A 19,757-nucleotide genomic window follows, 5' to 3' on the forward strand; every position below is an offset into this window, starting at 1 on the left:
GGCGCAGCCGCCGCCGCACCAGCGCCGCCCCACCCGTGCCCACGGCGAGCGCGGCCGCCGCGCCACCCAGCAGAACCGGCAGCTGCCGGCTCACCGCACTGGCCGTGTGCGCGACGGTGTAGCCGACCTGGACCAGGCCGGCGACCGAACCGTCCGGCCTGGTGACCGGCGCACTGCTTTCCACGACCTGTCCGATGGGCGCGGTGAAGCTGATGGTGATCGGCCCCTTGAGGGCCGGCTGGTACGGGCCGATGAGGTGCTTCCCGATCAGCGCGGGGTTGTCGGACGTGTAGCGGATCCCCTCGGGGCTGGCGATCACGACGTAGTCGAAGCTGCCATTCTTCATGATGTCCAGGGCCAGCGGCTGCAGCACCGCGGTCGGATGGGCACTGTCCAGAGCGGTCACCACCGTGGGGGTCTGCGCCAAGGTAATGGCCGCGGCGCGTGTGCGGTGCTCGGCATCACTCGTGGCGGAGCTCCGGGCCTGCAGGAGGAGTGCCGTCAACGCCGCGGCTACCAGCAGCACCACGACGACCAGCAGCCACAGGAACACCTGCCCGGCGACACTGCGCACCCTCAGCCGCGAGCGCAGTCCACCCCCAGTGGGCCGGTGTTTCCCCGGTCCGCTCAGTTCTGTGCCCGTAAGGGCATGGCCGCCCACTCCGTACATCCAGCCCGTCCCCGCGCATCCGGGTCGTGACTCCTCCACGCTGCCACCCCGCCCGGAGATGTGCATGCTCGAAGCCGGCGGAGGGCCGAACAGACCGCCAGGCAGGCTGGCGCCCTGCAACTCGTGACCGCAGTGAGGGCGCCGTCGCGGACGACCCGCCGCAAAAAGAACTATAGATGAAACCAATAGCATCCATGGCCAGTATGTCTTGGACACTATAGATCGAGGTCATGCAAGGTGGATCTCGCCAGGCCCCACAGATCGGGCCGCCACGAAAGAGAGTGACCCCATGCATGACCTCGCCAAGGGCGTCGCGCGTTTCCGACAGGACGTCTTCCCGGCCAAGAAGGAGCTCTTCGCCCATCTGGCCGCCCACCACACGCCCCACACGCTCTTCATCGGCTGCTCCGACGCCCGCGTCGTCCCCGAGCTGATCACCGGGTGCGAGCCCGGCGACCTGTTCGTCATCCGCACCGCCGGCAACCTCGTCCCCGCCTACACCCCCGGTGCCGACGGTGTCGCGGCGAGCATCGAGTACGCCGTCGCCGCACTCGGCGTGACGGACATCGTCGTCTGCGGGCACTCCGCCTGCGGCGCGATGACCGCCCTCGCCCACGGTCACGACCTGAGTGACGCTCCGGCGGTCGCCGACTGGCTGCGCCTCGCCGACGCCTCCCTGGCCCGTACCGCCACCGCCGGGGACGTGCCGGCCCTGGTGCGGCAGAACGTGCTGGCCCAGCTCGCGAACCTGGCCACCCACCCGTCGGTCGCCCGCGCCCTGGCCGAGCGGAAGGTCACGCTGCGCGGCTGGGTCTTCGACATCGCCACCGGGCGAATCGAGGAACTCCAGACCACCGGCTCCACCGCCCCACTCGCGGCCTGACCTCAGCTTCCCGAGTCGGCCCTGCCGGCGCGACCCGGGACCACCACCCCTGAACCCGCCCGCTTCGCGCACGATCCGCGAAGGGGCACACAGTGAAAGGAATCCCCCATGGTGCACGCCCAGTTCGACTCCTCCGCCCGCCAGGCGCTGGCCGCCGCCGCCGTCGAGGCCAAGATGCGCAAGAACCTCTCCTGGCAGCAGATCGCCGACGCCGCCGGTCTGTCGGTCGCCTTCACCACCGCCGCCGTCCTCGGACAGCACCCTCTACCGGAGAGCTCCACGAAGGCGGTCGCCGAGCTGCTGGGCCTGGACGAGGACGCGGTGATGCTGCTGCAGACCGTCCCCACCCGGGGCTCGACCCCCGGCGGCATCCCCACCGACCCGACCATCTACCGCTTCTACGAGATGCTCCAGGTCTACGGCACCACCCTCAAGGCCCTGGTCCACGAGCGGTTCGGAGACGGCATCATCTCGGCGATCAACTTCAAGCTCGACGTGAAGAAGGTCGCCGACCCCGAGGGCGGCGAGCGCGCCGTCATCACCCTGGACGGCAAGTACCTGCCGACCAAGCCCTTCTGACCCGCGCCCCCGGTGGGGCGGGCCGCAGTCGGCTCGCCCCACCACAGCCTCACCCCCTCCCCATCCCTCCGAGGAGACCACCATGGACTTCATCCAGCGCACCATCGACCTCGCCCGCCAGAACGTCGCCGAGGGCGGCCGCCCGTTCGCGACCGTAATCGTCAAGGACGGCGAGACCCTGGCCGAGAGCCCGAACAGGGTCGCCCAGACCAACGACCCCACCGCGCACGCGGAGATCCTCGCCATCCGCGAAGCCTGCGTGAAGCTGGGCACCGAGCACCTGACCGGCACCACCATCTACGTCCTGGCCCACCCCTGCCCGATGTGCCTGGGCTCGCTGTACTACTGCTCACCGGACGAGGTCGTCTTCCTCACCACCCGCGACGCCTACGAGCCCCACTACGTCGACGACCGCAGGTACTTCGAACTGGGCACCTTCTACGAGGAGTTCGCCAAGAACTGGGACGAGCGCCGCCTGCCGATGCGCTACGAGCCGCGCGAGGACGCGGTGGAGGTCTACCGGTTCTGGCAGCAGCGCAACGGCGGCGAGCGCCGCGCGGCCACAACCCCCACCGCCGCCCGATGAGCGTGGTGATCGACAAGGTGGCATGGATCCGACTCGAAGCCGGCCGGCTCCTCGCCACCCGCACCCACGGCCGCGACCTGTTCTACGAGCCGTCCGGATAGGAGAAGAAGAGGCCCTGCGGGTCGTACTCGGCTCGCAGCGATCGCAGACGTTCCCAATCGGGCGCCGTGAACGACCGCTGGGCGCGGGAAGGGTCGGCGGTCAGGTCCGCTTCCGCGATGTAGTGCCCGGTTCCGAGCGGCTGGAGGGTGTGCATCGCTTCGCGCAGCCAGGCGATGTTGACGTCATCACGCGCCGGGTCGTCCCAGATCGCGTAGGGCACGACGTAGCTCTCGCCGAGCACGGAGAAGGCCATGTTCCGTAGCAGCTCGCCCTCCTGCGAGACCGGTGAGACGGGCGCCAGGATGATGGACTTCGCGGAGGGGGCAGTGGTGAGCGCGTCGCCCAACTTCGCGAGCAGCGAAGCGTAGTCCTCCTGCGACCACAGAGTGTCAGCGGCGTACCGGCGCCGCTCGGGCCACAGCTCTCTGGCGGCATCGTAGAGAGCGGCAAGGGATGTCGGCTCGTCGAGCTGCCGGGACAGCGGGCGCTCGGCGAGCGGGCAGCTGTGCAACGGCCGGAGGGCGCGGACGGCCTCGGGGCGCGAGGTTGCGAATGCGGTGGCGGCGACGGTGACCACCTTGGCATGCGGCCGATCCACCGTCAGGGACGGGTCCGCGGCGGCCAGGAGGAAGGACAGTTCGACGTTCGCCGACAGTTCACGCGCCGTCTCGACGGCCCAGCGGGCCACGGGTTCGACTGCCGCCAGCGGGAAGACGTACGAGGTGGTGGCGAGTGCCGCCGGGCGCGGGTACAGGCGGAGGCGGAAGCCGGTGACGACGGCGAAGAAGCCGGGCCCCGCGCCCCGCGCAGCCCAGAACAGGCCCGGATGCTCGTCCTCGGTGCATCTGACCGCCTCACCGGCGGCCGTCACCGCCGTGATCTCCTGGACGCTCGCGCAGCCCGGTCCCCACAGACCGGAGTTCCAGCCGAGGCCGCCGCTGAGCAGGTAGCCGCCCAGGGCGACGGAGGGACAGTGCCCTGCCGGGAAGGCGAGATCGCGCCGGGCGAGCTCCGCGGCGAACTCACTGCCGACGGCACCGGGCTGCACGGTCGCCGTAGCCGAGTTGTCATCGATCTCCCACCGGCGGAGTCCGGAGAGGTCGAGGAGCATGCCGCCGTCCCGCAGGGGTGAGCCCCACCAGTTGTGTCCGCCGGCGCGAACCGCGACCCGCAGACCGCGGGACCGGGCCAGCTTGAGGGCTTGTGGAACGTCCCGCTCGCTGGCGGCCCGGACGATCACGTCCGGGTACCGCTCCGGTTTGAGGTCGTTCCACAGTTCGCTCGCCCAGGTGGTCTCGTAGCCCGCGTCGCCCCGGCGCACGAGCACGCCCTCGATGCCTGAGGACTCGCCGTGCTCACTCATGCCGACCTCCTGGTGGGCCTCAGGCGCCGGCATCCTCCGCCCTCCACGAACCCGTGCCGGGCGCGCCGCAGCGGGTGGGAGGACGCGCGGCAGCCACGGCCACTGAACCCGCCGGGCCCGGCCCGGCGGCGTCCGGATCTGGCAAAGCCCCGCCGATGCAGGCTTGCCCGTCACGCCAGCTGACTTCGAGTCAGCGAGCCGGCCGAAGCCGGGCCAGGGCTAGTACGGATGGTGGTCCGGCTTGTCCGTCCACGCCTGGTAGGCGGGCACCCCGAGCTCGGGGTGGAGCTGCTCGATGTGGATCCGTCGCTGGTCGTAGGGCTTCTGGAAGTCCTCGTACTGGAAGAGGTCATCGAACCCGATCTTCCGGGTGTCCTCCAGGTCGCGGCAGAAGTAGACGTGATCGATCCGTGCCCAGTAGATGGCGCTCATGCACATGGGGCACGGTGCGCCGCTGATGTAGATGGAGCACCCCTTGAGCATCCGGGCGCGCTCCGGCACGGGGTCGGTGGATCCTTCCGGTCGGGGGATGTACTCGAGGGTCGACTCGTCCTGATGGTCCTCGGGAATTGAGGGCGACTCCGGGTTGAGGATCTGGCTGGCCTTTCGGATGGTCTCCACCTCGGCGTGCGCGGTGGGGTCCCCGGTGAGCAGGACCCGGTTCTGGCCACGCGCGATGATCTCCCCGTCCCGGGTGAGGACGGCGCCGAAGGGGCCACCCCAGCCGTTCTCGACGGATTCGATGGCCAGCCGTACGGCTTCCTCCAGGAAGGCCTTGTGGTTGTCCATGGCATGACCTCCCATTGGCCCAGCGCGTGGGTGAGTGTCATGTTTTACCCGATTGATTCCTTTTGGCTAGCGTAGTCCGGGTGAATGCTTCTGCAAGCCGACGGGACGACAGCGCCACCGTGGTCCTCTCGCAGAAGGTGCGCAAGGGCTGCGAGGTCGACTACCAGCACTGGCAGGACCGGATGACCGCGCTGGCGCGAGGCTTCGAGGGTTTCGGCGGCACGGAGGTCTATCCGCCCGGGGAGAGCGCGGAGGGCGAATGGGTGGTCGTCTTCCGTTTCGGTCGCCTCGACCAGCTCACGGCCTGGCTCGATTCCCCCGAGCGCAGGCGGATGCTGGAGGAGGGGCGCCCCCTGTTCGAGGGTCCGCTGACCCAGGAGGTGCTGGCCGGCGAGCCACCGGCACAAGAGGCCGTGACGGCCGTGATCTCCCATCGCGTCACCCCCGGCCGCGAGCCGCAGTTCGTGCACTGGCAGGCGAAGCTGCAGAAGGTGCAGGAGAAGTCTCCCGGCTACATGGGGGGCGAACTCTTCCGACCGGTGCCGGGAGTCCAGGAGAACTGGGTATCAGTCGTGCGCTTCGACACCCAGGAACACCTGGAGAACTGGCTCACGTCCGCCGCGAGGAGAAGGCTCCTCGATGAGGGCCGCGACGCCTACGCCTCCTTCGACGTACGGCAGATCGCTTCAGCGTTCAGCGGATGGTTCCACTTCGGTCGCACTACCGCAACGATCGACATCCCGCCCAACTGGAAGCAGGCCATGTGCGTGGTCCTGGGGCTCTATCCGACCGTCATGGTGCTCAACCTGACGGTCGGCAGGGCGCTGCAGGCCGCCAACGTCCCGGGCTACCTGGCGCTGTTCATCAGCAACGTGCTGAGCGTCAGCATCCTCACCTGGGCGGTGATGCCGCTGATCAACCGGATCCTGCGGTTCTGGCTGGTCCCCGGACCGACGGCCCCGGGACGCACTCACCTGCTGGGCGTCCTGGCGGTCGCATTCGGCTACGCGGCGCTATTGGCGCTCTTCGGTTGGACGGTCGGCTGACCAGGAGGGCGTTCGTCTTCAAACGCGCGGGCGGAGTCGGCGTCATGGAGCAGCCGGTACCCGGAGCAGGGCCGGGCGGGGCTTTGGTGCGCGCCACCGCGGCCGCTCCCGACGCCGTCACCTGACACTCGCACGCGCCGAAATGACAGGCCAGCAGCATGGCGTCAGCGGCATGGTGGGTGCTACGGCGTGCCGGGGAAGTACTGGTCACGAGAGTGACCGTCGGGGGTCACGTCCGGGGGAAGACGGCGCAGCCCGACCAGTTGATGCAGGCGGGCACGGTGCAGTGGTGCACGCCGAAGGTCGGCCGAGTCCGGGGCTCCTGTCCGGGGAGACTCCGTGCGCCTTCGTCCTACTGCAAGGCGCACGCGGCAACCGGACGGACGTCGCTGCTCTCCCGGACCCGGCAGCACCCCTACGACCGTCCGGTCAGGCGCTTGCCGCCGCGGGCCGGACCGTCACAGCCGCTCGGGAACGGGGTTGCCGACGGCCTCGATGGCGCGGCGGACGGGGACCTTCGCCAGCACGGCGAAGCCGATCACGAAGAACACCAGCAGGGAGATGATCGCCGAACGGTAGCTGCCGGTGATCTGGTACGCGAGGCCGAAGACCAGCGGGCCCATCCAGCTGGTGCCGCGGTCGCTGATCTTGTAGACGCTGAAGTACTCGGCCTCCCGGCCGGCCGGGATGAGGTGCGAGAACAGCGAGCGGGAGAGCGCCTGGCTGCCGCCGAGCACCAGGCCGATCATGCAGGCCAGGGCGAAGAACCAGGCGGGCTGGTGGTCGGGCATGAGGTACCCGAGGGCGAGGGTGACCACCCAGCCGACCAGGGAACCGAGGACAGTCCGCTTGGCGCCGTACCGGCGGGCGATCCGCCCGAGGAGCAGTGCGCCGGCGATCGCCACGATCTGGACCAGGAGCACGGCGGCGACCAGCGTGGTCTGGTCCATGCCGAGCTCCTCGCTACCGTAGAGCGAGGCCTGGGAGACGACGGTCTGGATGCCGTCGTTGTAGCAGAGGAAGGCGCCCAGGTAGAGCAGCGTGAGCGGGTACTCGCGCATGCCGCGCAGGGTGCGGGCGAGTTCGCGCAGACTGCCGGCGGCGGGCCGGTCGGGCACGGCTATGGCACGGTCGGGGGCCAGACCGGCCCGGGAGGGCAGCCGCAGCATCGGGACGATCGTGAACAGCGCCCACCACAGGCCGGCCGAGGCCAGGCAGATCCGCACGGCGGTGCCGGAGGACAGGCCGAGCGCGTCGTGGCCCTCGAACAGCGCCAGGTTGGCGATCAGCAGCAGTCCGCCGCCCGCGTAGCCGTAGGCCCAGCCCTTGGAGGAGACCGCGTCGCGCTCGTCGGGGGCGGCCAGGCCCGGAAGGTAGGCGTAGGAGAGCGCGACCGACACCGCGTACGCGATGTTGGCGACCACCAGCAGCGCGCCGCCGAGCAGGTAGCGGTCGCCGCCGAGGAAGAACATCCCCATCGTGGCGATCGCACCGACGTAGGCGAAGCCGCACATCAGCTCCTTGTGCCGCCCGGTGCGGTCCGCGACCGTACCGGTCAGCAGCATCACCGCAACCGATACCAGCACGGAGAACGAGACCGTGTACGGGAAGAACGACCCCGCGCGGATCGAGAGGCCGAGCGGGTGCACGTCGCCGGCCGCGTCGGCGGCGTTCTTGGCGACGGAGGTCAGGTACGGCCCGAGGAACACCGTCAGGACGGTGGCCGAGAACGCGGCGTTGGCCCAGTCGTTGATGTACCAGCCGAACTGCATCCTGCGCAGGGTGCGGTCGTCGGTGGCGGCCGCCAGGTGGTCCGGCAGGTGGGCCGTGGTGTTCATCAGGCTCCTATCGCTGAGCTGGAGCCGGCGCTGCCGTCGGTCCAGCAGCCGTGCTCGCCGAGGACATCCCGCAGGACGTCGATGCGATCGGCCATGATGCCATCCACACCGAGGTCGAGGAGAGCCCTGATCCGTGTGGGATCGTCCACAGTCCAGACGTGCACCTGCAGGCCGAGGCGGTGGGCGGCGCGGACGAAGGCCCGGTCGACGACCCGCACGCCCCGGTGCCGCTCCGGCACCTGCGCGCACACTCCGGCGAATGGCGCCCGGCGCCCCCGCAGCAGCGGCCCGGCCAGCGAGAGCAGCCGCAGCCGGGCCACCTCGCGCGGGCCGAGCGAGGTGGCCAGCCGGGGGCCGGCGGCGGCGCGGACGGCGGCGAGGCGGCTGTCGGAGAAGCCGCCGACGCAGACCCGGTCCCAGGCGTTGGTCCGGCGGATCGCCTCGACCAGCGGCCCGACGGCCGGCGCCGCCTTGACGTCGACGTTGAAGCGGGCCCCGGGGAACGCGCCGAGCAGGTCCTCCAGCAGCGGCACGGGCTCGGTGCCACCGATCCGGGCCTGCCTGACGGTGTCCCAGGGCAGTTCGGCCACCGCCCCGGTGCGGTCCGTGACCCGGTCGAGGCGGGAGTCGTGGAAGGCCACGAGCACACCGTCGCGGGTGGCGTGCACGTCCGTCTCGAGGTAGCGGTACCCGAGGGCGACGGCAGCCTCGAAGGCTGCGAGCGAGTTCTCGGGATGGCCGAGGTGACCGCCCCGGTGCGCGAAGGCGAGCGGCCCCGGGTGGTCGAGGAAGGGGTGCATGTCGTGCTCCGAGTTGCGGGGAGAGGAACCCGCCGGGCCTGCGAGACCAGGCGGCGCTGCCCGCTCCGACGGCGTCTCGGATCGTGCGCGTTACAGTATTACGCACCCTGTCAAGCGGTAACGCCCGGTGCGCCGGCCGGGCCGTGGAGCGACCTCCTGCCGCGAGAGAGCACGAGACGCAGCTCGGCAGGGCAGGGGCGCCTTGCAGCGGGTCGTCGGCGGCGGCGACCAGGTCGGCGTGCGGACCGGGCTCGGTACGGTCGGTGACGGTGCGTCGACCAGCGGTGTGCGGGTGGCGCGGGAGGCCACCGCCGCCAGGACCTCCGCGGGCGGCAGGTCGCGTCCTACCGATCGGGCCCTCCACGTACACGTTGTGCGGCGCGCCGTCGGTGCCCGCGATGATGGGGAGCAGGTCCGGCTGGTGGCCGCCTGGTCGCCGCTGCGGCGACACGGCGCCTTCCCTGACGGTATGTTGAATCGGTCGCGGCTGACGCACCGCACTGACATCGGGTCCCCAACTGGCTGGACGCCGTGGTTGGCTGGCTGCTTCGGCGGGCGGCGAGGGATGTGAGTTGGGCACTCGGCTTGTGCCGTTGTGGTCCGGTAGATTCGGCGGGCAGTTGATCGGCACACGAGGCGGCCGCGTGCCGCGCGTTCGACACGGCGGCAGTGGGTGCGGACCGGACATGGGCAGGGCCGGCGCCGGGAGGCTCTGCTGGAGTGCTGGCGGGCCATCGAGCTGTTCAGCCCTCCGACCATCCCGGCGGTGCCGCGTCGACGGCGCGCCCGGTCCGGCACGGCGGACGAGTACGTCGTGGACCTGACGCCTGCGGCGGGCCAGGCGCCGCCGCCGCTGCCGTGGGCGCAGGACAATCCGCTGACGGCAGCTCACCGGGCGCCGTACGGGAAGATGTGGCGCCATGAGGTGTACGGCGGGGTGTTCGACCTGTAGTTGTTGCGCCAGGCGATGATCGCGGTGCTGCCCGAGGACACGGAACCGGATCCGGGGGTGCCGCAGGAGGAGTTGGTGCTGGCGGGGCAGAGCGCGATGTTCGCGCTCGTCCTGGACGACCGGGGGCGCCCGGTCGAGGACACGTCGGTGGTCTCCGCGTGTGGCTGGGCGGCGGGGCGCCTGTTCGACCCGGGCCCTCAACACCGACGACCCCAACCGCCCGCCCGACGCCCCCTGGGGCGAACGCGACCGCCGCGCCTTCACCTTCGTCCTCGACCGCCTCACCCAACACGGCATCGACCTCGAACGCCTGCGCATCATCGCCCCCTTCCGCGCCCTCGTCACCGAGTGCAAGAAGGCCTGCCGCGAACGCGACGGCTGGACGCCCGCCCTCCTCGACGAACGCTGCGCCACCGTCCACAAGGCCCAGGGCAAGGAAGCCGACGTCGTCATCCTCGTCCTCGGCGGCGGGCGCCCCGGTGCCCGCAGCTGGGCCGCCCGCACCCCGCACCTGCTCAACGTCGCCGCCAGCCGCGCCAAGCGCCGCCTCTACGTCATCGGCGAGCGCAGCCTCTGGGCCCCGCTCCCCCACTTCGACGTCCTCGCCGCCGAGGTCGAAGAGTTCGACCACCTCCGCGACCGTGGCTCCTGGCCTCCCGGCAACGGGCTGTCAACGGTCTGAAAGAGTCTTGGCGTACTGGGTGGTCAGCATCGTCAGCCCCGCCTTCGAAGCGGTGTGCAGCGGCGCGATGACCTTGGGTTCGGGCCGCGAGGCCCTGCCGCTGGAACACCCAGACATCGACGCCCTCGGCGGCCTGCCCGGACTCCCGCCCGGATGGCACGCCGACGACCTCGCGCAGCCCCGGGTGAGGACGCTCGCCTCGCCGTGGTGTGCGCGGTCGCCGGCGACCTGTACCTGCACCCGGTCGTCCCGGCGGCAGCGCCGGTGTGACGGGGATGGCCATGACTGCTGGCCGGTACATCCGGCGTCGTGTCGGCCCGCTGCCGGGGCTCGATCAGGCGATCGTGGCGCCGCGCTCCTGCGCCAGAGCCTCCAGACCGTACCGGGCCACGTGCTCCGCGTTGCCCAGGTCTATCGTCCGGATGCCCTCGTCGGCCAGCCGCTCGTTGATCTCCTCCAGGTGCTGCTGGACGAGCTGCTTCTCGGCATCCGTGGTGCGGCCCTTGTGCGGCCTGCCCGCGTGCTCCAGGCTCGCGTAGTTGACCCGCTCCCTGGCACCGGCCGGCGCCACGGCCTGACTCGGGATGGACCGAGTGACCCGCTTGGCGCCACGCAGCACCTCGGCCATCGGGGCTGCCGAGGCCAGCCGGTTGAACGCCTCGGCCTCCATGACGACTGTCTCCGGCTGGTCCGCGTCCGGGTGGTGCAGCTCGATCGTCACCACGTCGAGTGCCAGCTGCTTCACCGCGGTCAACTCGCCGGCAAGCGCCTCGATCTCGACCGGGTCGTCTTCCAGGTCAGGGTGCTGACGGACCACGATGCGCACCAGGTCGCCGTCATTCTCCGCGTGCTTGCCGGTCAGGTCCGAGAACCTGATGATCTTCTGGCCCATGTCTTCCTCTCTTGCCCTGTGCTCAGCTAAGAGCCTACGTCTGGAATGATCTACAACTGACGCACTGCCGCATCGCACAGCCGACCTGACCGCCACGGACGGTCGGCCCGACCAGCCGGATGCTGGACGGTAACAGGGCTGGTTCGGTTCCCGCCGGTTGCCCGGATGTGCGGGTGCCCGGCTCGATCGGTCGTCGAGCCGGGCACTGGTCGGTGACGGTCGGGACTCAGTCGTCCTGCTCGTCCCGGTGGTCGCGGCCGAGGCGGGCCAGGTCGATGGACCAGATGCCGCGGCCGTGAGTGGCGGCGTAGAGCTTGCCGTCGGGGCCGGTCTTGAGTTGCATGACGGTGGTGGTGGGCAGGTTGCGGCCCAGCACCTTGAAGTTGGTGTCACCGGGTGCGCGGTAGAACGCGGCCAGGTCGGTGCCGAGCGCCAGGCCGCCGTTCGGCAGCAGGCGGATGGAGTCGGCGGGTACGTCGGGGAGGTTGGCCGAGACGTCGGCCCAGGTTGCGCCGCCGTCGTGGCTCTCGAAGAGGTGACCGATGCCTGCGCCGGGGCCCTCGGTCCAGGACCGGGAGAAGCCGCTGAAGGCGACGAAGACGTGCTGGGCGTTGGCCGCGTCGACCGCGAAGCTGGACACGTACCGGTTGGGCAGGGTGCCGTCGACGGGCAGGTTGAGCTGGTGCCAGCCGGTGCCGTCGGCGTTGCCGACCGCGATGCCGCGGGTGAAGCCCTGGTTGTTGCAGGGGCCGCACCAACCGGCGTAGACCGTTCCACCGGAGGCGGCGACGGCGGTGGCCACGTGGCCGACACCGAGGTCGTAGGCACTGGTCCACTCGGAGCCGCTGCGGATGGCGAAGCCCTTGTCCTGCACCCAGACGTGCTGACCGCCGGCCACCCAGGTGTTGGTGTTCTTGGCGTCCGTGGTGATCGGCGCGATGAAGCGGGCGGCGCTGGCGGCCTTGTCCGGCGGGGCGACCTCGTAGGAGGTGGCCTTGGTGGGGTCGGTGGACCAGGCGCCGTTGTTGACGGCGCAGTTCTGGGTGACCCACATGTCGAGGTAGACGTACTCCTCGGCGATGTTGCAGCCGTTGTTCGGGTCGACGATGGTGTCGGCTCCGTCGCCGCCGAAGTCGGATCCCATCACCTTGTCGCCGGCGCGCAGGATGGACTCGCCGTTGTCCTGCAGACCGCCGCTGACGGCCACGCCGTGACCGGACGGGTCCTTGCCGATGCCGACCGAGTAGTACTGGAGGGTGTTGATGGTGCCGTCGTTGAGGGACTTCCAGTCCTTGGCGTGGCCGCCGGAGTCCACCGCACCGTTCAGCGGGCGGCTGTAGATGCCGCCGTCGTTGCCGACGTAGACCGAACTCTGGCCGTGGTAGCTGCCGATGGCGACGGCGTGCTGGTCGGAGTGGACGGTCGGCGAGCAGTCCCCGGTCTGCTTGGCCGGGTCGATGCTCCAGCACGGGAAGTTGAAGTTCCAGTACGGGCCTGGGGTGATCCAGCTGCTGCCGCCGTTCTTGGTCTCGAAGACCTCCTCGAGTCCGGCGTAGACGTGGTCAGCATTGTTCGGGTCGACCTGGAGGAACTGGTTGTACCAGGACTGGATACCGGGCTGGTAGCCGTCGCCCTGGAGCGCGGAGCCGGAGTTCCTCAACTTGTCCTTGTCCGCGATCAGCGTCCACGGACCCGACGGTGAGCCGGACTTGGAGACGTAGACGCCCTTCAGCCCGGTGTCCGGGTTGTGTGCCATGACGTCCGGGGACTGGTCGATCGCGTAGTAGCGCGAGCCGTCCGCCGAGCGGGCGAAGGTCACATTGCCGACGTTCGCGGCGTCGGTCGGCAGGTCGCCCAGCGAGGCGACGCGCTGCCAGGTGCCGTCGGCGGCCTTGCTGTAGAAGCCGTTGTAGGTGTCGCCACCGCGCCAACCGACCGCGAGAACGACCTTGGTCGGGTCCCTCGGATCGATCGCGATGTCGTTGGCGATGTTCTTGTACGGCGCGCTCGGGTCGGACGCCTTGGCACCGCCGGGCAGGTAGTCCGGGTTCGGCGCGAACTCCAGCGTCCACGGCCCGGACAGATCACTCGTCGAGTGGCTCCACACGCCGCGGCTGGTCGCCGCCCACACCCGGTCCCCACCGAAGCGCAGGGCGTGGATCGTGGTGGACTCCAGCTCGGCGCCGCCGACCCGCATACGCGGCTCGAACTCGCCGTGCTTCGGATCGGCGAGGACGTACACGCCGGTGCCGACGAAGGAGGTGGCGCCGGTGTTGGACTCGCCGGTGGCGTACCAGAGCCGCCCGGCGCCGTCGAGGCTCAGCGCGCCGGTGGACAGCGAGGGCAGTTTGTCGGAGATGGCCTGCCAGTGACCGCCACCGGTGCGGGAGCGGAAGACGCCACCGTTGGCGCCGCCGGCGTAGACGTAGCCCTCGTCGTCAGCCGCGATGCCGGTGATGCGACCGGTGACATCGCCCGCGCCGCCGCTGGAATTGGAGTTGACGTCGCGGTAACGCGGATCGTCAGAGTTGTACGGCTTGTTGGTGACCTGGCTCCAGCTGCCCGGGGTGTGGGCCATCGACTGCAGCTGCGCCCACGCGGCGCCGTACGCGCCGGGCGCGACCACACCGGGCGCGGTACGAGCCTCGGTGAACTGCGCCGTGGATTCCATCGAGTTGAAGGCCTCGTCGGCGCCGCCGTCATCGCCGCCGTCCTTGGCGGTGAGCATGGAGCTGAGGTGGCCGGGCGATCCGGTCTTGGCGGCGTGCTGGCGGGCGACGTCCGCAAGGTGGCGGGCCTGCCAGGGACGGGGCTTGGGCGCGGGCGCTGCGAGGGCCTGGTTGGCGGTGAGCCCGAGCGCGGTGAGCGTGACGGCGCTGATCAGCAGCCGTCGGCGATGCCTGTTGGACACGGTGCGGTGTTCCTCCCCGGGTAGCCGGACGCGGGTTTCGCGCGCCTCGGTGAGCAGTCGGAAGCTTTCCGGTTCGGGCCGTGCGAAGTGAAGGGGAAGTACGTAACGAATGGCTAAAAGCCTTGCTCGGTAACTGACTTGATATAAACCGGACATGATCTGTCCGGCGGCCGTCGAGATGCCTGGACAGCACCGGTGTGCTGGTTCGGCTTGGTCAGCGTCAGGTCATGGGTGAGAGGTCGGGGACGGTGTAGCGGGCGGGGCCAGCAATTGGTCCGCACGGTCCTCGGACGGCTCCGTCGTCGACTACGGCAGCGGTGGCGTCGACGTCATGCACGCGGTGGAGCCGGGACACCGGCCGGCCAAGTCGTCGAGGAGTACGTCGGCGATCACTTCCTCGACCACGGCGGTGCGCAGTTCGGCCATCGCGTCGCTGAGTGCCGGGTCCCAGGGTGCGGGAGTGAGGCGCCCGGGATCGGGTCCTGCGGGGATCCGGGGCACGGCGGAGCGGTAGTCCTCGGCTGCCATGCGCCAGGGAACGGCACCGGTCTTGGCCAGGACGTGGGCGGCGATACGGATGCCCTCGCCGTCGAAGTCACCGTGGTAGTGCAGGGAGGCGCCGCATGCGGCGAGTTGGCGCAGCAGGTGGATCACGGCGGTGTTGGGCCAGCCGGAGGTGCAGACGAGGGGCGGGCAACTGGCGCCGAAGCGCCGGATGGCGAGGGCGAGCACGCTGGGGTTCTCGGCGATGTGCACCGGCCCTGCGGACCGGCCGAGTTCGCCGGGTGAGCGGAGTTGGGCGAGGGTGAGGCTGACGGCGTGTCCGGCGTCGGCACTGATGCGGGCGATCCGGGCGACCGGGCCGTCGCCGCCCAGTCGAAGGCCGGCGGCGAGCACGGTGCTGGAGAGTTCGTCGTCGGCCACGCCGGCCCTGCCCCAGAGCGCGCGCCGCCCCTGGGCGCTGTCCGGCATGTCGGTGCCGTACAGCACCGCCAGGGCGCGCAGGACGAGGGAGGACAACCGCGTCCCGTCGTCGAGGGCGTGGGAGTCACCGTCGAGGACTCGGGCGGCGAGGACCGGGAGCGGTTCCCCGTCGGACGGGAGTGCGGCGAGGACGGTCAGCGCGGAGGCCAGCAGGCTACGGGTCCGGTCGGGCGAGCCGTCGACGAGGCCGTTGGTCCGCAGGTGGGTGACCCACTCGGTGAGGGCAGGCTGGGTGGTGACCACCTCGTGACCGACCAGCCAGTCCCACAGGGCGGTGCGTTGGATCGAGTCGCGTTCACGCTCGGCGGCCCGATCACGGATCGGGCCGAGGATGGCGGTCACCACGTCCCGCACGGGCCGACCGCAGGCGTCCGCCACGGCGGCCTCGAGCTGGGCGAGTCGTATCGTCGGTTCGGCGCTGGGTAGCCGGTCGAGGCCGAGGAGGTCGGCGAGAGCCTCCCGGCCGGCGTCGTCGAGTGGCCCGACCCGCACACGGCTGACCGGCCGGCCGCTGGACAGGCGGTCGTGCACGGCATGCCAGAGGGGCAGGAGTCCGGGGAGGTCCAGAGTGTGACGGCTCGTCATTCCGGCTCTCCCGTAGCGGCGTCGTCGGGCAGCAGGTCGGTGCCCGTCCAGGTGAAGCGGGCGCTGGTGACGGCGTCGTCGCCGTCGGCGCCGGTGATCAGCTGATGGACGGCGATCCCGGAGAGCTCGCGGTAGGTGCACCACTCGTGGTCGGAGGTGAGTACCAGGTCGAGGTCGAGCGCCGCGAGCAGGGCGAAGACCTGGCCGCGGTTGATGGTGTCGACACCGACGAAGACCTCGTCGAGGAGGATCAGCCTCGGGGATTCCGGGACCGCCTCGTAGTGCGCGGCCACCGCGGCGAAGAGCGGGAGGTGGAGGGCGATGGCCTTCTCGCCGCCGGAGAGCGCGCCGTGGAGCTTCTTGGTGAGCAGCTGCCAGCCGGCGCCGTTGGCGCGGTCCAGCTTGACGACGAACTGGTGCCAGGCCGTGTAATCGAGGACCTCGGCGAGTTGCTCCTCCCAAGTGGCGGCGGTATTACGGGTCTTGGCTTCCTCGATGCGACCGCGGAAGAAGGCGTGCAGGGCCTCGCGGTCGGCCTCGGTGATCCTGGCCGGGTCCTTGAGCAGGAGTTCACGGGCCGTCCTGGTGCCGGCGGGCAGATCGGGGTGGATCTGCCAGACCAGGCGCACGGCCATCTTGGACGCGGTGCGGACACGTTCGAGGTGGCCGTTCATCCGCTCCACCAGCTCACCGGCCTGGCGGATGCGGGAGGCGAGGTGACGGCGGGTGTCACCGGTGAGGGTCTGGTCGAAGAGGTTCCGTTCGGCGGCGGTGATGTCGTCCTGGCTGCGGTCCCGGTCGCTGATGAGCGTGGCGAGGAGCCCGGTCGCGCCGGTCCGGACGCCGTCGACGGAAGCCGTGAAGACGTGGGTGTCCTCGTCGGCTTCGAGTTCGAGGTCGGCGCGGGTGCTGAGGCTCTGGCGGGCTCGGTGGACGGCTTCCGACAGGCGGTTGAGCGAATCGCCGAGGTTCCTGGTGCTGTGCGGCAGGTTCGGCCACTTGGCAGCGGTCTCCCGGGCCGCTTCGAGGGTGGCGCGGGTGCCGTCCTCGGCGGTGAGGGCGAGAGCGATGCCGGCGTCCTCGGGGAAGCCGAGGACGCACAGCCGCCGGAAGCGCTGGGCGGCTTCGTTGCGGGCGGCCACGGCCTGGTCCCGGCGGTCCGCGTCCTGGGCCATGGTCGCGCTCAGTGAACCGATTCGGCCTTCCAGGGCGATGAGTTCCCGGGTGCCGGAGTCGATCTCGCGGCGGGTCCGGCCGAGTGATTGCCGCAGGTCGCTGATGCGGGCGGCCACCTGACGGTAGTCCTCGCCGACGGTGCTCTCGACCGCTTCGAGCGCAGATCGGAGTCCTCGGGCGGCGGCCTCGGCCTGCTCGGCCTCGGCTGCGCTCTCCTCGGCCACGGCGCGGGACGCCTCGGCATGGGCGCGGGCGGCCTCCCAGGCTTGTCGGGTCGCCACCCACGCGAGGTGGGAGTCCAGCCAGACGTCGGCCTGTTCGCGCAACGCGTCGACCGCGGCGGTGGTGGTGTCCAGGGCGGTGCGCTCGGTCGGCAGGGCGTGCTCGGCGGAGGCGACCGCGAGCGCGCGCAGCGCGACGGCGACCGCGTCTTCCTGCCGAGCGAGGTGCTCGACGACCTCGCGTACGGCGTCCTCTCGGGCGCCCACCTCGGACTCCGAACGCTCCCAGGCGCGCTTGGCCTGGTCCACCTCGCGGTGGTGCGGTCGGGACTCGAGGTCGGCGCCGAGGCGCAACCGGCGGTCGGCGAGGACACGGAGCTCCGCGTCGAGCGCGGCGGCAGCAGCGTTGGCCTCGGCCAACCGGGCCGTGAGCTCGGCGATCCGGCGCTGCCTGGCGCGTTCCCGGGCCGCGGCGCCGATGTGGCTGGACTCCGGCTTGGCCCAGCTGCCGGTCGCGGCCGCGAGGCGCCAGCTGCCGTCCGCCCCGACGGCAGCCGGGTGGGCTGCGGGGAGCCTGGGCCCGTAGGCGATGCCCGCGAGCAGCTGCCGTACCCGGCTGACCGGCACCGGGCCGTCCGACTCCGGGCGCAGGACGTCGAGCAACGACGGGCCCGGTGCAGGGGTGGCTGATGCCGGGTCGGCGAGCGTGTCGTGGCCAGGGACGGTGATGCCGCCGTCGGGGGTCATCCAGGCGTCGAGCAGCCCCGCCGCTTCCAGGGCCGCTTCGATGCCGGCCTGGTCTGCGGGTGGCACGCCCGGTTGGAAGGCCAGCAGGCTCCACAGCGGCCCTCCTGCCATGGCCGACCGGTCAGCCGTGCGGGTGTGCGGCGGGACGGGCGGGAGATCGGCCGCAGCGGCGGTGCGCTCCAGCTCCTCCGCGATCCGGTCACGCCTGGCGCGGGCGCTGTCCCGGGTCGCGCGAGCGGTGGTCTCGTCGGCGGTGATGTCGCTCTCGGCAGCGCGGGCGGCGGCCTCGACCAGGGCCAGGACGTCGGCCTCGGCGGCGGCGCGGGAGACGAGTTCCTCCGTGTCGTCGATGCGCAGTTCGGTGCAGTCGGCCGTCGCCCACTGGCGCAGCCGGTCGGCGTGGACGTCGACCGCGGTCTCGTAGTCGCGGGCGTTCAGGTCGCGGCACGTGATCGCCGCAGTCAGCCGGCCGCGGGCCTTGTCGAGGTGGTCCTCAGCTGCCGTGCGGTCCGCGACGGACCGCTCGTGGCGCTCGATGGCGGCGCGCACCTGGGCGATCTGGCCGTGCCGGGACGCCACCGCACCGCGCAACAGACGACGTGCGCCACGCCCCTGCTCCCCCGCGTCCGCGGCTGGGCTCGGCGCATTGTCGAGCATGGCCTGCACCTCGGTGCAGAGGGACTCCATGGCCGCACGCCGCGCCGCGCCCCTGGTGTCCTCCCGGGCCGCGCGGGTGTGCTCGGCGCGCCGCTCGGAGCGCAGCCGGGCCTCATCGGCACGGCCGGCGTCCTCGCCGGCCGTGCCGATCTTGCGGTCGGCGGCGGCACGCAGGCGGTCGGCGGTCTGGCCGGCGTGGTCGCTGCGGCGGCGGAGCTGGTCGAGTTCCTGGCCCTGCCGGTAGACCTCCGAGTCGAGCAGCCCCTCGATGGCGCCCTCGATCTCCTGCGCCGTGTGTTCGAGCTCTGCCTTCCCCAGGGTGCTCCGCTCGCGCTCGCGCAGGGCTTCGGCGTGCTCCTCCTCGCTCGTGCGGGCGATGCGGGTGAGGTTGTCCATCTCTGTGGTCGCGGAGATCTGCGCGCCCGCCGCGGCGCGTAGGACGCGCTGGGCATAGCCGCGCTGCTGGGCGGCCAGGGCGGTGGCTGCGGCGACCTCCTCGTCCAGGGTCTTCAGGTGCTCGCGCTGGCGGTCCAGGCGTTCGAAGCCTTCGGCGAGTTCGGTGATCTCGCCCTGGCCGAGCGGGGGCAGCGCCCGGGAGAGCAGCGAGGAGAGCAGCGACGGGTCCAGACGCTCGGAGAGCTTCGGGGTGCGGAGCTGGAGCAGAGCGGTGATCAGGGCGTCGTACCGCTGCTCGCTCAGGCCGGGGAAGAGCGTGGTCCGGACCGCGCTGCGATAGTCGGCCGACGATGCGTGGAGCTCGCCCTGGCCCCGCAGGGCCTCGGCCAGGGCGGCGCGGGTGAGCGGCTGGCCGGCGTCGTTGACCAGGGCGAGGCCGCCGGGGCGGTCGATCCGTGCGGTGGTGGTGAAGAAGTCGGCGGTGACACCGCTGGTGTGCACGCTGGCCTGGAGCCTGGCGCCGCAGCTGAACCAGGCGGGATGACCGTCGCGGGTGTGGACGAACTCCAGCCAGACGTAGCCGACCCGGGTCCTGCCTGACGCACCCTCACCCATCAGGTTCCAGTGCATGGTGCGCTCGGAGCCGCCGAAGGTGGACAGCCGGTTGGGGCGCAGGCTGGCGTCGAGCAGGAACGGCAGCAGCACCTCGAGCGCCTTGGACTTGCCGGTGCCGTTCTGGCCCCTCAGCAGCAGGCGGCCCTGGTGGAAGGTGAAGGTCTCGTCGTAGTAGCGCCAGACGTTGAGGATGCCGGCCCTGGCCGGCTGCCACCGCGCCGGGCCGGCGTCCACGGTTCGGGATGCGGACGGCGGCGGGAGTTCCGTCACGGTCATCAGAAGG

Annotated in this window: 14 protein-coding genes and 1 pseudogene; 6 read left to right on the forward strand and 9 right to left on the reverse strand. The window is 71.2% G+C overall.

From position 1 onward, the window contains the following. A pseudogene (locus ABD369_RS28950) lies at positions 1-574 on the reverse strand (histidine kinase); the annotation flags it as partial. Positions 575-959: 385 nt separating this feature from the next. Here ABD369_RS28950 and ABD369_RS28955 point away from each other — a divergent pair. The 3 genes from ABD369_RS28955 (at position 960) to ABD369_RS28965 (ending at position 2,718) form a co-directional block, all read left to right on the forward strand. After that, complete coding sequence (locus ABD369_RS28955) at positions 960-1,553, forward strand: carbonic anhydrase (RefSeq protein WP_344639514.1); 594 nt, start codon at positions 960-962, stop codon at positions 1,551-1,553. Between the two features lie 108 nt (positions 1,554-1,661). Then, complete coding sequence (cynS, locus tag ABD369_RS28960; RefSeq protein ID WP_344639515.1) at positions 1,662-2,132, forward strand: cyanase; 471 nt, start codon at positions 1,662-1,664, stop codon at positions 2,130-2,132. Positions 2,133-2,214: 82 nt separating this feature from the next. Then, positions 2,215-2,718, forward strand: a complete 504-nt coding sequence (locus ABD369_RS28965; RefSeq protein WP_344639516.1) for a nucleoside deaminase — start codon at positions 2,215-2,217, stop codon at positions 2,716-2,718. Between the two features lie 82 nt (positions 2,719-2,800). Here the strand turns inward: ABD369_RS28965 and ABD369_RS28970 are convergent, their stop codons facing one another. Both ABD369_RS28970 and ABD369_RS28975 read right to left on the reverse strand, forming a co-directional pair. Beyond that, positions 2,801-4,183: an FAD-binding oxidoreductase gene (locus ABD369_RS28970; RefSeq protein ID WP_344639517.1), complete on the reverse strand. Its 1,383-nt coding sequence runs from the start codon at positions 4,181-4,183 to the stop codon at positions 2,801-2,803. Positions 4,184-4,402: 219 nt separating this feature from the next. Further along, complete coding sequence (locus ABD369_RS28975) at positions 4,403-4,972, reverse strand: nucleoside deaminase (protein ID WP_344639518.1); 570 nt, start codon at positions 4,970-4,972, stop codon at positions 4,403-4,405. A gap of 80 nt (positions 4,973-5,052) precedes the next feature. Between ABD369_RS28975 and ABD369_RS28980 the strand changes: the two genes are divergently transcribed. Further along, positions 5,053-6,018 carry an antibiotic biosynthesis monooxygenase gene (locus ABD369_RS28980; protein ID WP_344639519.1) on the forward strand — a complete coding sequence of 322 codons (966 nt, stop codon included), beginning with the start codon at positions 5,053-5,055 and terminating at the stop codon, positions 6,016-6,018. 458 nt (positions 6,019-6,476) lie between these two features. Here ABD369_RS28980 and ABD369_RS28985 read toward each other — a convergent pair whose 3' ends face one another. Then, positions 6,477-7,856 carry an MFS transporter gene (locus tag ABD369_RS28985; protein ID WP_344639520.1) on the reverse strand — a complete coding sequence of 460 codons (1,380 nt, stop codon included), beginning with the start codon at positions 7,854-7,856 and terminating at the stop codon, positions 6,477-6,479. Further along, positions 7,856-8,656 (reverse strand): glycerophosphodiester phosphodiesterase family protein, encoded by an 801-nt coding sequence (locus tag ABD369_RS28990; protein WP_344639521.1) that lies wholly within the window; start codon positions 8,654-8,656, stop codon positions 7,856-7,858. The genes ABD369_RS28985 and ABD369_RS28990 overlap by 1 nt, the downstream gene beginning before the upstream one ends. Positions 8,657-9,329: 673 nt before the next feature. On the opposite strand from ABD369_RS28990, the gene ABD369_RS28995 reads away from it, so the two are divergent. Together ABD369_RS28995 and ABD369_RS29000 are read left to right on the forward strand one after the other, a co-directional pair. After that, entirely contained in the window at positions 9,330-9,608 is a 279-nt protein-coding gene (locus ABD369_RS28995) for a hypothetical protein (protein ID WP_344639522.1), read from the forward strand. A gap of 160 nt (positions 9,609-9,768) precedes the next feature. After that, positions 9,769-10,290, forward strand: coding sequence for an AAA domain-containing protein (locus tag ABD369_RS29000; RefSeq protein ID WP_344639523.1), 522 nt, complete (start codon positions 9,769-9,771; stop codon positions 10,288-10,290). 334 nt (positions 10,291-10,624) lie between these two features. On the opposite strand, the gene ABD369_RS29005 is transcribed toward ABD369_RS29000, so the two are convergent. The 4 genes from ABD369_RS29005 to ABD369_RS29020 form a co-directional block, all read right to left on the reverse strand. Then, complete coding sequence (locus tag ABD369_RS29005) at positions 10,625-11,182, reverse strand: hypothetical protein (protein ID WP_344639524.1); 558 nt, start codon at positions 11,180-11,182, stop codon at positions 10,625-10,627. A 226-nt stretch (positions 11,183-11,408) separates the two neighbouring features. Then, entirely contained in the window at positions 11,409-14,093 is a 2,685-nt protein-coding gene (locus ABD369_RS29010) for a ligand-binding sensor domain-containing protein (RefSeq protein ID WP_344639525.1), read from the reverse strand. Between the two features lie 306 nt (positions 14,094-14,399). Continuing rightward, the gene (locus tag ABD369_RS29015; protein ID WP_344639526.1) at positions 14,400-15,662 is read right to left on the reverse strand and encodes a TIGR02679 family protein; all 1,263 of its coding nucleotides are present in this window, start codon (positions 15,660-15,662) and stop codon (positions 14,400-14,402) included. Beyond that, a complete protein-coding gene (locus ABD369_RS29020; RefSeq protein WP_344639527.1) occupies positions 15,659-19,750 on the reverse strand; it encodes a TIGR02680 family protein in 4,092 nt (1,363 codons plus the stop codon). The genes ABD369_RS29015 and ABD369_RS29020 overlap by 4 nt, the downstream gene beginning before the upstream one ends. Positions 19,751-19,757 lie beyond the last annotated feature (7 nt).

It is taken from the genome of Kitasatospora cystarginea, assembly GCF_039533515.1.
Classification (GTDB): domain Bacteria; phylum Actinomycetota; class Actinomycetes; order Streptomycetales; family Streptomycetaceae; genus Kitasatospora; species Kitasatospora cystarginea.